General features: G+C 42.2%; 18 protein-coding genes. 7 read left to right on the top strand and 11 right to left on the bottom strand.

All coding sequences use genetic code 11. The annotated features are described in order from the left end of the window. Window positions 1-11: 11 nt before the first annotated feature. On the top strand, window positions 12-389 hold the full coding sequence (locus tag ACEN9X_RS18110; protein WP_413666451.1) for a hypothetical protein: 378 nt from the start codon (window positions 12-14) through the stop codon (window positions 387-389). A gap of 7 nt (window positions 390-396) precedes the next feature. Here ACEN9X_RS18110 and ACEN9X_RS18115 read toward each other — a convergent pair whose 3' ends face one another. Then, the gene (locus ACEN9X_RS18115) at window positions 397-1,041 is read right to left on the bottom strand and encodes a hypothetical protein (RefSeq protein ID WP_413666452.1); all 645 of its coding nucleotides are present in this window, start codon (window positions 1,039-1,041) and stop codon (window positions 397-399) included. Between the two features lie 338 nt (window positions 1,042-1,379). Between ACEN9X_RS18115 and cysC the strand changes: the two genes are divergently transcribed. From cysC to ACEN9X_RS18145, 6 genes are all read left to right on the top strand, one after another. After that, window positions 1,380-1,940: an adenylyl-sulfate kinase gene (gene cysC / locus ACEN9X_RS18120; RefSeq protein WP_413666453.1), complete on the top strand. Its 561-nt coding sequence runs from the start codon at window positions 1,380-1,382 to the stop codon at window positions 1,938-1,940. Window positions 1,941-1,967: 27 nt separating this feature from the next. Further along, entirely contained in the window at window positions 1,968-2,798 is an 831-nt protein-coding gene (locus ACEN9X_RS18125; RefSeq protein ID WP_413666454.1) for a sulfotransferase, read from the top strand. Between the two features lie 209 nt (window positions 2,799-3,007). After that, complete coding sequence (locus ACEN9X_RS18130) at window positions 3,008-3,595, top strand: hypothetical protein (protein WP_413666455.1); 588 nt, start codon at window positions 3,008-3,010, stop codon at window positions 3,593-3,595. A gap of 139 nt (window positions 3,596-3,734) precedes the next feature. Further along, a complete protein-coding gene (locus ACEN9X_RS18135) occupies window positions 3,735-4,142 on the top strand; it encodes an EVE domain-containing protein (protein ID WP_413666456.1) in 408 nt (135 codons plus the stop codon). Then, a complete protein-coding gene (locus ACEN9X_RS18140; protein ID WP_413666457.1) occupies window positions 4,139-5,278 on the top strand; it encodes a carbohydrate-binding family 9-like protein in 1,140 nt (379 codons plus the stop codon). The genes ACEN9X_RS18135 and ACEN9X_RS18140 overlap by 4 nt, the downstream gene beginning before the upstream one ends. Then, a complete protein-coding gene (locus ACEN9X_RS18145; RefSeq protein ID WP_413666458.1) occupies window positions 5,271-6,359 on the top strand; it encodes a family 10 glycosylhydrolase in 1,089 nt (362 codons plus the stop codon). Before ACEN9X_RS18140 ends, ACEN9X_RS18145 begins: the two co-directional genes overlap by 8 nt. A gap of 162 nt (window positions 6,360-6,521) precedes the next feature. On the opposite strand, the gene ACEN9X_RS18150 is transcribed toward ACEN9X_RS18145, so the two are convergent. From ACEN9X_RS18150 to ACEN9X_RS18195, 10 genes are all read right to left on the bottom strand, one after another. Next, window positions 6,522-6,971, bottom strand: coding sequence for a MarR family winged helix-turn-helix transcriptional regulator (locus ACEN9X_RS18150; protein ID WP_090528061.1), 450 nt, complete (start codon window positions 6,969-6,971; stop codon window positions 6,522-6,524). Window positions 6,972-7,028: 57 nt separating this feature from the next. Then, window positions 7,029-7,205, bottom strand: coding sequence for a DUF5522 domain-containing protein (locus ACEN9X_RS18155; RefSeq protein ID WP_413666459.1), 177 nt, complete (start codon window positions 7,203-7,205; stop codon window positions 7,029-7,031). Beyond that, window positions 7,205-8,143 (bottom strand): MBL fold metallo-hydrolase, encoded by a 939-nt coding sequence (locus ACEN9X_RS18160; RefSeq protein ID WP_413666460.1) that lies wholly within the window; start codon window positions 8,141-8,143, stop codon window positions 7,205-7,207. The genes ACEN9X_RS18155 and ACEN9X_RS18160 overlap by 1 nt, the downstream gene beginning before the upstream one ends. After that, window positions 8,143-8,739 carry a dephospho-CoA kinase gene (gene coaE / locus ACEN9X_RS18165; RefSeq protein WP_413666461.1) on the bottom strand — a complete coding sequence of 199 codons (597 nt, stop codon included), beginning with the start codon at window positions 8,737-8,739 and terminating at the stop codon, window positions 8,143-8,145. Before coaE ends, ACEN9X_RS18160 begins: the two co-directional genes overlap by 1 nt. Further along, window positions 8,739-9,689 (bottom strand): CdaR family protein, encoded by a 951-nt coding sequence (locus tag ACEN9X_RS18170; RefSeq protein WP_413666462.1) that lies wholly within the window; start codon window positions 9,687-9,689, stop codon window positions 8,739-8,741. The genes coaE and ACEN9X_RS18170 overlap by 1 nt, the downstream gene beginning before the upstream one ends. A 183-nt stretch (window positions 9,690-9,872) precedes the next feature. Next, the gene (gene yajC, locus ACEN9X_RS18175; RefSeq protein ID WP_413666463.1) at window positions 9,873-10,202 is read right to left on the bottom strand and encodes a preprotein translocase subunit YajC; all 330 of its coding nucleotides are present in this window, start codon (window positions 10,200-10,202) and stop codon (window positions 9,873-9,875) included. A 16-nt stretch (window positions 10,203-10,218) separates the two neighbouring features. Further along, entirely contained in the window at window positions 10,219-10,650 is a 432-nt protein-coding gene (locus ACEN9X_RS18180; protein WP_413666464.1) for a DUF1573 domain-containing protein, read from the bottom strand. A 13-nt stretch (window positions 10,651-10,663) separates the two neighbouring features. After that, the gene (locus tag ACEN9X_RS18185; protein ID WP_413666465.1) at window positions 10,664-11,611 is read right to left on the bottom strand and encodes a transcription antitermination protein NusB; all 948 of its coding nucleotides are present in this window, start codon (window positions 11,609-11,611) and stop codon (window positions 10,664-10,666) included. A gap of 56 nt (window positions 11,612-11,667) precedes the next feature. Then, window positions 11,668-12,753 (bottom strand): Glu/Leu/Phe/Val family dehydrogenase, encoded by a 1,086-nt coding sequence (locus ACEN9X_RS18190; RefSeq protein ID WP_121231301.1) that lies wholly within the window; start codon window positions 12,751-12,753, stop codon window positions 11,668-11,670. A 257-nt stretch (window positions 12,754-13,010) separates the two neighbouring features. Then, window positions 13,011-13,349, bottom strand: coding sequence for an NTF2 fold immunity protein (locus ACEN9X_RS18195; protein WP_413666466.1), 339 nt, complete (start codon window positions 13,347-13,349; stop codon window positions 13,011-13,013). Between the last annotated feature and the right edge of the window lies 1 nt (window position 13,350).

Genomic DNA, 13,350 nt, shown 5'->3' on the forward strand with positions numbered 1-13,350 from the left:
AATCTACTGTTATGAGCCTATCAGTACAATCAAAAGCCAATCTGGCGTCCAATTTTATCCGTGCTTCGGCGGTGTTATACCTGGTTGATTACTATTTGGTTGGCGGAGGTGCTACCACTTATTATGCCGCTATTGTTATGTGCATAGCCTTAAGCATTTTGATGATGCTGGCCTTGTTTGTACGTAAGGGCTATAAGTGGGCCAAATGGGTGTTGCTGCTTTTGCTAATCTTAACGATAACGCCTGATGTTGTAAACCTCCAGTCAACTTTTAAGGCAAATGTTTATGCGGGCTGCATAGCCGTAATCATTGATCTGTTACAAATAAGTGCGCTTGTTTTACTCTTTACGCCTGATAAAGAAGAGCCGGTTGCTGAAGATGTTGAATAATTAATGATTATTTAACAGGAGCTGCACGGCTTATGGCGGTAACTATAATGCCGCTTATTAAGGTTAAAAGCAGTATAAGATATAATGATCTTTTCATGTCATTTATTTGTCTGTCCTCTTTAAGTACCAATGTTTGGAAAGGGGCAGAAAAGAGTGTTAGTGCGGCCATCAGGAAAAGAAACAAGATTGACAGGCGCGAATAGTTAAAGATCCGGCTAACATCTTGCAACGCAAAACCCACAAGAAATGGGATATTCCAGCCTGCTATAAACGCAATTATTGCCGCTGTTTTAAATGGCAATCTGCCCTGTTCCTGCATTTTTTTAACCTGGTAATATTGTACCGGATCATTGACAGTTTTATTAAAGAACCCGGTTGCTTTTATGTTTTCAATGATGTCATTATAAGGCATGTTGGCCGTGAATATAACTTTTTTGGGGTATGATGATACGTTATGTATTATCCTGATACCACTGCCGTTAATTGAGGATGTATATTCGATTTGAACGATATTATCGGCATTAAAAAATAGTTGCCCTAACAAGCCAACATTTATCTTAAGTACGGAAGCATCAGCTTTCAAAGTTGCAAAAGGTTTAGACGCATTGGTATTGCCAACGTAGGCACCTCCGTTAAGAGAAAATTCGTTCATATGGTTGTGACAGGTTTTTGGCCCGACAGTAAAGATATCACAAAATTGGACACTCAAATAGTCTCCAAAATCATTTCTAATTAATTAAATATCGTAACATTTTTGTTAACTGTAGCGTTGGTTAGTGTTTGACCGTATACATGCATTTATTCATTAAAACTTCATTTTTGGCCGGTATTGGCTATATTTTCTCCTGACTTTCTGTTATTCCGGGTTGCGTGTAATTGATTATTTACAATGTAACAAAATTCATCAGCCAATTAATTTCCTAAGTTCACTTATCCTAAGCACTATGTAAAGCTGATCAATAAGGCATACTAACTTAAAAAAATTAAGGCATGATACTTTTATTTTGCGGATTATCAGGTGCGGGAAAAACTACTTTGGCAAAAAGTGTAGCCGCCGAATTAACAAGCCTGGGTATTAAAATTGAAATTATTGATGGCGACGAATACCGAGCAGCACTTTGCCGGGATCTGGGTTTCAGCAAAGAAGACCGGAACGAAAACATCCGCCGACTGGGCTTTGTAGCCAGTCGCTTCAGTGCACAGGGCATAGTTACCATTGTTAGCGCTATAAATCCATACGACGATATCAGGCAGGAACTTGCCGAAAAATATGATCATGTAAGCATTGTTCACGTGGATTGCCCGGTGAACAAGCTGATAAGTCGTGATACCAAAGGTCTGTATAAAAAAGCATTACTGCCCGACGGGCATCCTGATAAGCTAACGAATCTTACAGGTATCAATGACAGGTTTGATGTTCCTGTTAAGCCCGACCTTTACATTGACACCTGTAACTATACCATACAACAAAGTACCTCATCACTGCTCTATTATATTATAAATAATCTGCATCCTGTTAAGCAGACTAATAAGATACCAAGCTATTCCTAAAACAAAAAGGACGCTCATAACAGATTTATGCAAAAAAGAGTACTGATCATTACCGGAATGCACCGTTCCGGAACCTCACTTATTACCCAATGGTTAAGCAAATGCGGCCTGCAAACCGGCGAAAAATTGGTGCCCGGCGGGCACGGCAATGTTGAGGGGCATTTTGAAGATATCGAATTTTTAAAAATGCACGAAGAGATCCTGGCCGATCATAACCTGCCCAAAACCGGGCTTACGGTTGATCATGTATCTCAGTTTACCATTTACGAAAAGGAAAAGCTAAAAAGTGTTATCAAGGTAAAACAACAGTTATATGATCAATGGGGCTGGAAAGATCCGCGTACCTGCCTGTTTCTGGATGTTTATAAAGAACTGCTGCCCGACGCCTGCTACCTTGTTATCCTGCGCGATTATCAGTCGGTAGTGAGCTCACTTTTGCGGCGCGAGTTTAAGTGGCTGGAAAAAAAATACCTGACCCGTAAATATTTTTCAAGACTGATATGGAAGGCATTCAGGAGGGGGCGCCGGATGATGAAATTCTATAATGACCATGCTACCGAATATTTGAAAGTTTGGATCGCTTACAACCAGGATATCCTGAAATGTATTGAAACACTACCCCGCGACGCTTTTGTGGTGGTAAACTATTCGATGCTGAAGAATGAGGATGAACAGGTTTTTGAATACATGAAAAACAAGTGGAACCTGGCTTTAAAGTATTCAAGATTTAAGGATATTTTTAAAGAAAACCTTATAGGCCCCGATGTTGCTTTTGAGCAATATGTAGAGGATAAATCGCTCATTACCCAGGCTGTAATATTACAAGAAAAACTTAAGGCGTATATGACGACTGATTAGCGGCAAAAACTTTTTGCATTTTGTTATACATTCCTGCGAAAAAAGTAAACAGATATTTGTGTAATAAAGTGTAAAAGCAGTTCAATTTGTTATACAATCGTTATTGTTGTTTGATAATCAGCTAATTATTTATCCAAATTCGTTTTACGAAATATTTTAAATGCCAGTTATAATACGGCTTTAAATATTGCAAAACGAAGGAGGAGGATATGAAAGCCAGGCTTTTTTACTACTTGCCCTACAGAGTAGTTACAGGGCTTTTGATTATCATGTGTTTGCATTCGCCGGGTTTTTCGCAAGTCGGGAAACCGGGGTCACTGGCTTATTTAAAAGCCCGCAATGGCATTGGCGGGTTTAATCTGGGCGGGTTCTTAACAGGCGAACAGGAACAAGCTTTAACTTACCTCGATGGCGAGGGCAGCAAGCCCGATGCCGATAGTTGCATTACTTATGAATACCGCCCAGAGAAGCTGCCCGAGCTGGAAGGAGGGTTAACAGCAAGCCATATCTGCATTCGTACCTGGCAAAATAAAATAGTGAACATCTATGTTTTCTTTAACCGCGACCAGGGGTATAAAATGCTCAGCAAGTTTTTGCACTGGTACGGTACGTTTACCGCAAAACCCAATGATTACCAGGACGTTTATCTGTGGGAATCGCGCACGGTAAAACTAATGCTCAGCTTTCATCCCGACGATGAACAGGGGATAGCTGTGTATACCTCTGTGGCCTTAACAAACGCTATAAATGAGCAAAATGCTAAAAGGTTGACACAGTTGTTAACCAGTAATGATTGATGGGGCTTTATTATTCACCTCTACATTACCACTCCAACCCGTAATCTCCATGTAACAATACCCTGTATACCCCACGGTTCATTTCAGTTTCTCCCGCCTTTTTTACATTTTTACGCTACAAAAAATTTATACTGTACAGATGCAACATTGGTTAGTAAAAAGTGAGCCCTTTAAATATAGCTGGGAAAAATTTAATAAGGATGGCCGCACCTTTTGGGATGGCGTGCGTAATTACCAGGCACGTAACAACCTCAGGGAAATGAAAGAGGGCGACCTGGTTTTATTTTACCACAGCAACGAGGGCAAAGAGATAGTAGGCGTAGCCAAAGTTGTAAAAGAAGCTTACCAGGACCCTACAACCGATGATACCAATTGGGTAGTGGTTGACCTGGCCCCGGTTGAAGCCCTGAAAACACCGGTGACGCTTGAGCAAATTAAAGCCGACCCTAAATTACAGGATATTGGCCTGGTAAGGCAGGGACGTTTATCGGTAATGGGGGTAAAGCGCGAGGAGTTTGATTACATCTTAGCGCTGGGCAGTAAATGAGATTGAAAAACGTCTTCGACAGTTGTTTTGTTAAGCCGGGCCTTACAGCCACTTTATTTATACTGCCTGGATTTGTAAAAGCCCAGGATGCCTTTAAAGAATTTCCTGATCTGTTTACTACGCCTTATAGCTATGTGGCAAAACATGTAAAACAAGCGCCCGTAATTGATGGCAATGTGGAAGATGCTGTATGGCAGCAGGTAAAGTGGACCCAGGATTTTCAGGATATTGAAGGCCGTCTTAAACCACAGCCGCCGCTGCAAACCAATGTTAAAATGCTTTGGGATGACAGTTGCCTGTATGTGGCAGCCCGGATCAAAGATCCGCATGTTTGGGCTATGCTTAAACATCATGATGATGTTGTTTACCGCGATAATGATTTTGAGCTGTTTATCGACCCCAATAGCAGCACGCATAACTACTTTGAAATTGAAGTGAATGCGCTCAACACTATTTTCGATTTGTTTTTGACCAAACCTTACCGCAACAACGGTACTGCGGTAACAGGGTGGGATGCTCATGGATTACGTTCGGCAGTAAAAGTTCAGGGTACGCTGAATAATCCTTCAGATACCGATAAAGGCTGGACGGTTGAAATGGCTATCCCCTTCAAAGCCATAGCCGGTGGTTTTAACCGGGCTGTGATAAAAGATGGTACGGTTTGGCGCATTAATTTTTCGCGTGTAGAGTATGATACTAAAGTGCAAAACGGCAAGTATGTGAAGTTGAAAGACAATAATGGTCGCGATTTGCCCGAACATAATTGGGTGTGGAGTAATCAGGGGCTTATTAATATGCATTATCCCGAGCGCTGGGGTTACCTGCTTTTTAGCAATAATGAGGCTAATGATCTAAAGTTTGAAATGCCTTATGCCGAAGAGCAAAAGAAATACCTTTGGCTGATTTATTACAAGCAAAAGCAGTGGTTTAAAGATCATCATGAGTACCTGACATCCTTAAAAGACTTAGGTATTGAAAATAAAGTTACTATAAGCGGTAATGATAATGAGTTGAAGCAGGAAGCTACCACTCACCAGTTTATGGCATACATTACCGATAGTAAAACCAAAGTAACCTATACAATTAACCAGGATGGCCTGGTGCAGCAACAGATAATCCCTAAACTCCATGAATAAGCGCGAATTTTTGAAGGCCGGTTTGCTGGCCGGTGTGGCCGCCCAGTTGCCCTTAGTAAGCAATGCCGCTGCCCGAGCTGCTAAAAGCAGCAAGAAAAAGACCATGAAAAACTGGGTATGGATCAACCCCAACCAGAAAGATACTGATGAAGAGCTGGCCACCCGCTACGCATCTTACAAGGCATCGGGCATAACAGGTATATTTTTCGAGAATGACAGCGAACGCCATTTTCGCGCTGCGAAAGCTAAAGGATTGGAAGCGCACCGCTGGATATGGACCTTTAACCGTGCCGAACTGGTAAATGAAAAACCCGAATGGTACAGCAAAAACCGCAAAGGCGAATCATGTGCCGATCATCCGCCTTATGTACAGTATTATCGCTGGTTGTGCCCATCGCGCCCAGAAGTGCAGGAGTATTTAACCAAAACTGTTGATGATATTTTAGCCAAGGATTATATCGATGGCATCCACCTGGATTATGTGCGTTATTGCGATGTGATCCTCCCAGTAAACCTTTGGGATCATTACAAGATCGATCAAACCAAAGAGCTGCCCGAATATGATTTTTGCTACTGCGATGTTTGCAAAGCCAAATTTAAGGAAGAATATAACCAGGACCTTGATCAGATCCAATACCCGGAAGCAAGCCTTTCATGGCGATTGTTTAGGTATAACAATATTACCCGCGTAGTCAACGGTATTTCTACTGTAGCCCATCAGCATAAAAAGCAAATAACAGCAGCCGTGTTCCCAACACCAGAAGTAGCCCGACGTAATGTAAGGCAAGACTGGACAAACTGGAACATGGATGGCATCTGCCCCATGATATACCATGGCTTTTACAAAGAAGGTGTGAGCTGGATAGGCAACGCAGTAGCCGAAGGTGTTCATTTCCTGGCCGGAAGGTTCCCGCTTTATGCGGGCCTGTATTTGTCCGATTTTAAGAGTGACGATGAAATTCGCACCGGCATCCAGGTGGCACTTAAAAACGGTGCAATGGGCGTGTCCTTCTTCGGTAACGTAAGGCCGGAGGTTTTGGCGATATTGAAGGATGAGGTAGCGGCTTTTAAGGCTTCATAATATACCGCATGTCATTGCGAGCGTAGCGCGGCAATCGAATACTATACAGAGCGCATCCGCTTACGTGCGATTGCCACGCTACGCTCGCAATGACATGTTTTTGATTAATATACTTGGCAATAAGCCTTTCGCCTTTAACCTTTTCCCTTTCGCCTTCCCGACCTATCCCCGCATTTTGTCCAATAAATCGCTTAGCGTCGCGGCTTCGTCTTCAGTGAGGTTGTTACTCAGTATTTCTTTGGTTTTAAATTCGGCATCCATTTTTGAAAGAGTTGCGAGTCCTTCATCGCTGATGCGGATATCTACAGCACGCCTGTCTTTATTGTTGGTGCAACGTGATACCAGTCCTTTTTGAACCAGGCGGTCAACAATGCGCGAAGCGTCAGACATCTTGTCGATCATCCGTTCCTTCAGCAAATTTATTGTAGCCGGTTTGGGGTATTGCCCGCGCAGGATCCGCAGTATATTGAACTGCTGCTGGGTGATATTATGTTTTTCAAAATGACAACGAAAATAGTTAGCCAGCCAACCTTGCGTGTAGGCCACGTTAATGGCCACTTTGTGGTAGTTGTCTTCAAAATTGGTACTTTGTATTTCGTCTTCTATCCGCATAATAGTAGTAATGAATGGGATACAAATATGTTTAATTATTTTTAATTTAACATTGATTTATTTATCGCTCTCCGTCGTAGCAGAGTCATTTCCAGCCAATTTAGGCTTACCATAACCCCAGGGACAGTGCAGACATTTGTTTTTACAGCAATAGCCCCGCTTTAAATGATAGGCTTCGGTAAAAACAAAATTACCATCGTCATTAATGTAATAATCAACACCTTCCTGCAACATTAGTTGAGAATTTTTACAAATATATCATCTTTAAAGTAAGCTTTCAGATGATCGCCCTTACCGTGAAGTGTCCACACCTGTTTAGGTTGGGTATTGGCTATGGTTTGCAGGATATCGTTCCAGTCCACATGGTCGGAGATAAAGAGGGTATCCTGGTTGTTTACCTGCAAATTTTTCCATCCCGAGGCAAAAAGGCGTTTAACGCCCGTGGCACGGATATAACTATCGAAAGTAAACGGCGGCACTATGTACACAAATTCATCCTGCACCTTCATCAGTTTGCGGCCATAAATCTGATACTTGCCGGGAGGGAAGCCCATCTTTTCATAAATGGCGTTGATGGGCATTATTTTGTGATGCACAAGGATCTTTTTTTGAGGCGCATGTTCAGTGATGAGGTTAATCAACCGCTGACTTTTGCCAAGGGCATAAGCACCAAGCAAAATATTGCTTTTAATATCATTGATCTTGCGGATTTCGCCAACGGGATCAGGATGGATAATGTCGGGGTTGGCGAAGGTGCTTTCGGTGATCAGCACATCGGTAGTAACCCACTCAATAGGCTCGCATGTGGCATCGGGTTGCAGTTTGTAGTCGCCGGTGTATAAATACCTCGCACCTTCGTATTCCATCAATATTTGGGCCGAACCAAGCATGTGCCCGGCCGGGATCAGCGTTACGGTAACCCTGCCAACCTCAAAAGGCTGGTTAAAGGCGGCTATATTAAAAACTTTGGCGGCTGTGCGGTCATACCTCAGCTGCATGATGATTGCTGTGGCTCGTGTACAATAAACATTGTTGTTACCGCTTATGGCATGGTCGGCGTGGGCATGAGATATTACCGCCGTTTTTACCGGCAATTGAGGGTCGATATAAAAGTCGCCGTATTTGCAGTACAGCCCTTTTTCGTCAAAAGAAACAAAATCTTCAAGTATCATTAATTGCGTGAAAGCGATAAGTATAGTTCGTGCAGGGCCAATACCTGGGGTATAACCAGCTGTTTACCATCGTTAATAATTACATCATTAGCCAGCTTCAGCTTTTCATCCTGTGATAGCTGGCGGGCTTCCCGGCTTTCAACATCTGCACGACTGATGCCGTCGCGTTCCATAACGCGGGCAATGCGGGTTTCGAGCGGTGCAGTGATCATAATTGCCCTGTCGCACATTTTGTACGAACCGCTTTCAAATAAAATAGCTGCCTCGCGGATCACGTAAGGTGCGTCCTTATGCAGTTGGTCAAAGCTGTCAAAAGCCCTGAACACCGCAGGGTGCACCAGCGCATTAAGCTTTTCAAGCTCAGCTTTATTGTTAAAAACTATCCCTGATATGTATTTGCGGTTAAGGCTGCCGTCATTAAAATAAGCTTGCGTGCCAAAAGTTTGTTTAATACCTTCTATGAGCATCTGGTCGGTAACCATAACTTTTTTAGCCTCGTCATCGGCATAAAAAACAGGGATGCCAAGCAATTCAAATACCTGGGCTACAGTTGTTTTGCCGCTGCCTATATTACCGGTTAAACCTATTTTAAGCATTATTTTTTTATGTAGAAATCAATATTGGCAGGGGCAATCCTTACCACTTTACAAAAGGGCGGCATGTGAATAAGCTTTACGGGTAGTGCCGTATAATCTTTGTCGCGCCATAGGTTAAGATCTGCAACGGCCTCAAACAGGTCTTCGTCAATATCGGCGTACCGGCTTAGTGATGTAGTAAAGGTTACCTTTATTTTTTGCGGAAATACCTTTACGTTGTAGAAGTTGTTGTTATTGATCAGCTTCACAGGTATCTCCAGCGTTTTTTCGGTAAATTCATCAACTGGGATAATGGCTTGCACTGATCGGGGATAAACATTCAGGTTACCTTCATTACTGGGCTTCAAATTAACCCGTGTATTGATGGTTTCGTTAACGTTGCTGAATTTAAGCGAATCTGTTTTCCATGAGGTGATTCCTTTCAGGCGCTCAATGGGGCCGCTCACAGTTACATAAGCGGGGCGCACTATAATGTTACCAGATACAGCAAACTGTTTCTGATAACTAACGCCCATCGTAAGCTGAACCGGAACCTTTTTGATAAGCCGGTTACTGAAATCAAAATAAAGCGTATCCGGATCAATGGACGAAACGCGGTTGGCCGGATCTTTTCCCATATTCATCAGCTTAAGCTGCGTGCTGTCGATAACCACATAGTTACGGGTTTCGAGCGAACGGAGGTCGACAACCAAGGGTTTATTATCGCTGTTAAACCGGGAGAACAGCATCTGCCATCCGTTGCCCAGTATGGTAGCATCAACAGTATCGGGCTGAAGTGAATGGAAAGCCCGCCTCTGCGGTGCATTTTTAAAGGTTAAAACCTTTTTTACCTTGTAAGGAAGCGGATCGGACAGGGTAGTAAAAATCCAGGCAATAATAGCCAGCGACAAACAGGTAAAAAATACCGAGAGCCGCCTGCGTTCTGTTGCCGATAATTTTACTATTGCCATATTTGTTTTTAGGTTAAAGGCGAAAGGTTAAAGGTTAAAGGTTAAAGGTCAAGCACTTTCGTGTATTCCTTTTTCCTTTAACCTTTCGTTCTTGTTTATTTTATCTGAGTAAAAGTTTTTTGGTATTAGAGCAATGGGCTTCTACCTTTCGCCTTTTACCTTTAACCTTTCGCCTTAAAAGAATTAAGCTTTCTTCTCAACAACCGGTGTGTTCAACGCTTTTGAAGCGTCAAGCGATATGGCCGATTTGTCAAAACGGATCTTGCCGTTCTCAACTTCAACCAAAAAGGTGGTATCGTTTAAATCAACGATACGGCCGTGGATACCGGCAGTGGTTATAACCCTGTCACCTTTTTTCAACTCTTCAACGTATTTTTTTTGATCTTTTTGCTTTTTAACCTGCGGGCGGATCATAAAGAAATAAAATACCACGATAATCAGTACCATTGGTACCAATGAACCGTAGTTGCCTAAGCCGCCGCTTGAAGCCTGTAATAAAATAGTAGCTATCATTTGTTTAAATTAATTGTTATTTTTTTAAAACCTCGCCAATTAAATGCACCATAGTTTCGGCAGGCTGAGTGTTTGCTGTAACGGTTATTTGTTTATCCTGTAAACCGCTTTTGCCGGCACTGTTAAAGGTAACGCTGATTACACCGCTTTCGCCCGGTTTAACGGGTGATTTTGGCCAGGTAGGGGTTGTGCAACCGCAGGTAGCACGGGCATTGGTAATAATCAATGGCGATTTACCGGTGTTGGTAAACTTAAAATCATATGATACCTTATCACCTTCTTTGATCTTGCCGAAATCGTGGCTTTCCTTTTCAAATTTGGCTACCGGTGCATTGGCTGCACTTGCAGCGCTATCGGCGGTAGTTGTTGATGAATTACCGGCTGTACTGCTGTTGCAGGCCGATAATAACATGCCCGCTGCTACTAAGCTTAAAAATAGTTTTTTCATTTTTAAATAAGTATTATTCTATTAAGCCGCGGCCTATCTTTTTGATCTTGTTTTCAGCCTTAAGCTCTATTAAAATCTTGTCCAAGATACCGTTTATAAATGAATTACTCTTAGGCGTACTAAACTCTTTTGATATTTCAAGATACTCGTTTATAGTAACCTTAACCGGGATAGAATTAAAGTTAATAAACTCGGTTATAGCCATTTTCATTAGCAGGGTATCCATCATGGCAATACGCTCCGGCTCCCAGTTTTGGGTTTTGGCAGCAATAAGTTCATGATAAGCACCATCGTACCTGATGCTTTGCTGAAACAGGTTTACTACAAACTCACGGTCTTCAACCCAGTTACCGGTAATTTCGGCAAGCTGGTTAAGTTTGTAATCATCGTGCGAAAAGTTTTTGAACGTTTTTGCAATAAGCGCCTGCAGCACATCTTTATCAACAGGCCAAAAAATAAATCGGTCTTCAAAAACCTGCTCGGCTAATGATGATTTAAGGATAACCTTTTTGAAAATGAATTTGATAATATCCTTGTCTGTTTGCAGGGTATCGCCTGTTTTGGCAAGATACTCGGCGTACTCGGGCGAGTTTTTAAGGATAATGAAAAGTGATTTTGCAAGTTCGGGCTCAAAGGTCCAGTCAACTTTGTACTTTTTCCAGGCTGTAATGTATTCCTTATTATCATTCAGGCTCAGGATAAACCTGTTGGTGAGGATCTTAAGGTTTGCATTTAAGTCTTCGGCGGTGGGGAGGTGTTTGTTGGCGCGTTCCTGTGCGTCATTAGCAGCAAAACTTACTACTTCATTAATTAGCGATAGCATCCAGATGTACATTTCGTAAACCTGGTCTATGCTGCTCAGCATATTTTTTTCAAATAGCTTAACGTCTTTCGTATCTGATTGATGATACGCATACAGTGCCTGTAATACCTTTACCCGGAGGTGCCTTCTGTTTAACATTTTGTAAGAACGATTTGGTTTGCCTATGCAAACGGTTTATATAAAAATTAATTGTGTTAGTAGGATGATTTTACTTTTCTGATGTCTTCAATGCGTTTTTCGGCAATTTTATTGGCCGCGTTAATAGTTGGAATGTTTTCGGCCTTTGAAAGCTTTAACACATTACGCGTAGCATCGTAAATGTTTTCGGTTAGCTGTAAGGTACGCTTTTTATTAAAATTCATCAACTCCGAATAACCGGTAATGATACCTCCCGCATTGATCACATAATCGGGAGCAAAAAGCACACCTTTATCAAGCAGCATTTTACCGTGCACATTTTCATCAAGCAGTTGGTTATTGGCCGAACCTGCTATAATGCCGCATTTTAATTTAGCAATGGTTTGTGTATTCACAGTACCACCCATAGCACAGGGGGCATAAATATCGGCATCAATATCAAAAATATTATTGTTTGATACCGGCTGCGCACCATATTTTTTAGAGATCTGACTTACACGCTCCTCGTTAATATCGCTGGCGTAAACTTTTACGTTTTCGTCCCTAAGCAGGCGCACCAGGTTTTCGCCTACATGGCCAATGCCCTGTACAATAACCGATTTACCTGTTAAGCTATCGCTGCCGTACATTTCCCTTACACAAGCCTTAATACCCATTAAAACTCCCAGCGCAGTTATCGGCGATGGATCGCCGCTGCCGCCGATGTTTTCAGGGGCACCTGTAACATGGTTGGTTTCCATTTTAATGTACTCCATATCGCGCGGATTGGTACCCACATCTTCGGCGGCAATAAATTCGCCGTTAAGGTTTTTGATGAACCGGCCAAATTTACGCAGTAAAGCTTCGTTTTTGTCCTGGCGCGAATCGCCTATGATCACCGAATAGCCGCCGCCAAGGTTAAGGCCTGCAATTGCAGCCTTGTAGGTCATGCTTTTGGCTAAACGCAATACATCGTTAAGTGCATCGCCCTCGGTTTTGTATGCCCACATACGCACGCCGCCAAATGCAGGGCCAAGCGTTGTATTGTGGATAGCAATAATAGCTTTGAGATTGGTATCTGGGTCGGTACAAAAAACAACTTTTTTATGCCCGAAAGCATCAAGCTGGCTAAATATAGATTCCGGTGGATGTTGTTCAGGCATTAGTACTGCAAGTAAATGTCTTTAAGCGCACAAAAGTAGAGGTTTTTTTTAATACTGGCAAAGATATTAAGCCGCTAACAAGTATGAAATTACTATTAAATAAGTATGGGCAGTTATCGGTCAAATATATTTCCGATAGCTTAAGTAATATTTAATGTTTTATTTCGGCATAATGAACAAGTTAACAAGAATGGCCCGCGCTGCCGCAAGGCTGCGCCTTGTGGCTCTCACGCAAGGTCTAAGCCATGCTCAACAGTTTATTTTCCGGGGTCTCGTCCCGCAAAAATGATTTTACCATCTTTGGGTTGTAAAACGGCCATTAGTTCGCCTCCGCCATGCCTGCCATAACCTAAAGAACCTAAAATTATCCAGTTTCCATCATTGGTCAAACTTGCGTTGAATGGTTCTTCGTCGTAAATTTTTTTTCCGTAGATCGGCAACCAAATTGCTTCTGCTATTTTAATAGCTGTTTCTTCGTCAGGTACAAACCCATCTACTTTAATCTTTGGTCTATTTTTATTTTTACAACTTAGATGGAGATTTAACAAGCATATTGTAATAAGTATTAGTCCTGATGCTTTTAAACTTTTAACCATG

It is taken from the genome of Mucilaginibacter sp. Mucisp86 (assembly GCF_047324315.1).
Lineage (GTDB): Bacteria > Bacteroidota > Bacteroidia > Sphingobacteriales > Sphingobacteriaceae > Mucilaginibacter.

Excerpts from the sequence above, each read along its gene's own strand:
- ACEN9X_RS18170 (WP_413666462.1), bottom strand. The coding sequence starts at position 9,689 with ATGGCAATAGTAAAATTATCGGCAACAGAACGCAGGCGGCTCTCGGTA.
- ACEN9X_RS18125 (WP_413666454.1), top strand. The coding sequence starts at position 1,968 with ATGCAAAAAAGAGTACTGATCATTACCGGAATGCACCGTTCCGGAACC.
- ACEN9X_RS18195 (WP_413666466.1), bottom strand. The coding sequence starts at position 13,349 with ATGGTTAAAAGTTTAAAAGCATCAGGACTAATACTTATTACAATATGC.
- coaE (WP_413666461.1), bottom strand. The coding sequence starts at position 8,739 with ATGCTTAAAATAGGTTTAACCGGTAATATAGGCAGCGGCAAAACAACT.
- ACEN9X_RS18145 (WP_413666458.1), top strand. The coding sequence starts at position 5,271 with ATGAATAAGCGCGAATTTTTGAAGGCCGGTTTGCTGGCCGGTGTGGCC.
- ACEN9X_RS18150 (WP_090528061.1), bottom strand. The coding sequence starts at position 6,971 with ATGCGGATAGAAGACGAAATACAAAGTACCAATTTTGAAGACAACTAC.
- ACEN9X_RS18185 (WP_413666465.1), bottom strand. The coding sequence starts at position 11,611 with ATGTTAAACAGAAGGCACCTCCGGGTAAAGGTATTACAGGCACTGTAT.
- ACEN9X_RS18155 (WP_413666459.1), bottom strand. The coding sequence starts at position 7,205 with ATGTTGCAGGAAGGTGTTGATTATTACATTAATGACGATGGTAATTTT.
- ACEN9X_RS18135 (WP_413666456.1), top strand. The coding sequence starts at position 3,735 with ATGCAACATTGGTTAGTAAAAAGTGAGCCCTTTAAATATAGCTGGGAA.
- ACEN9X_RS18140 (WP_413666457.1), top strand. The coding sequence starts at position 4,139 with ATGAGATTGAAAAACGTCTTCGACAGTTGTTTTGTTAAGCCGGGCCTT.
- ACEN9X_RS18115 (WP_413666452.1), bottom strand. The coding sequence starts at position 1,041 with ATGAACGAATTTTCTCTTAACGGAGGTGCCTACGTTGGCAATACCAAT.
- ACEN9X_RS18110 (WP_413666451.1), top strand. The coding sequence starts at position 12 with ATGAGCCTATCAGTACAATCAAAAGCCAATCTGGCGTCCAATTTTATC.
- ACEN9X_RS18130 (WP_413666455.1), top strand. The coding sequence starts at position 3,008 with ATGAAAGCCAGGCTTTTTTACTACTTGCCCTACAGAGTAGTTACAGGG.
- ACEN9X_RS18160 (WP_413666460.1), bottom strand. The coding sequence starts at position 8,143 with ATGATACTTGAAGATTTTGTTTCTTTTGACGAAAAAGGGCTGTACTGC.
- ACEN9X_RS18190 (WP_121231301.1), bottom strand. The coding sequence starts at position 12,753 with ATGCCTGAACAACATCCACCGGAATCTATATTTAGCCAGCTTGATGCT.
- yajC (WP_413666463.1), bottom strand. The coding sequence starts at position 10,202 with ATGATAGCTACTATTTTATTACAGGCTTCAAGCGGCGGCTTAGGCAAC.
- cysC (WP_413666453.1), top strand. The coding sequence starts at position 1,380 with ATGATACTTTTATTTTGCGGATTATCAGGTGCGGGAAAAACTACTTTG.
- ACEN9X_RS18180 (WP_413666464.1), bottom strand. The coding sequence starts at position 10,650 with ATGAAAAAACTATTTTTAAGCTTAGTAGCAGCGGGCATGTTATTATCG.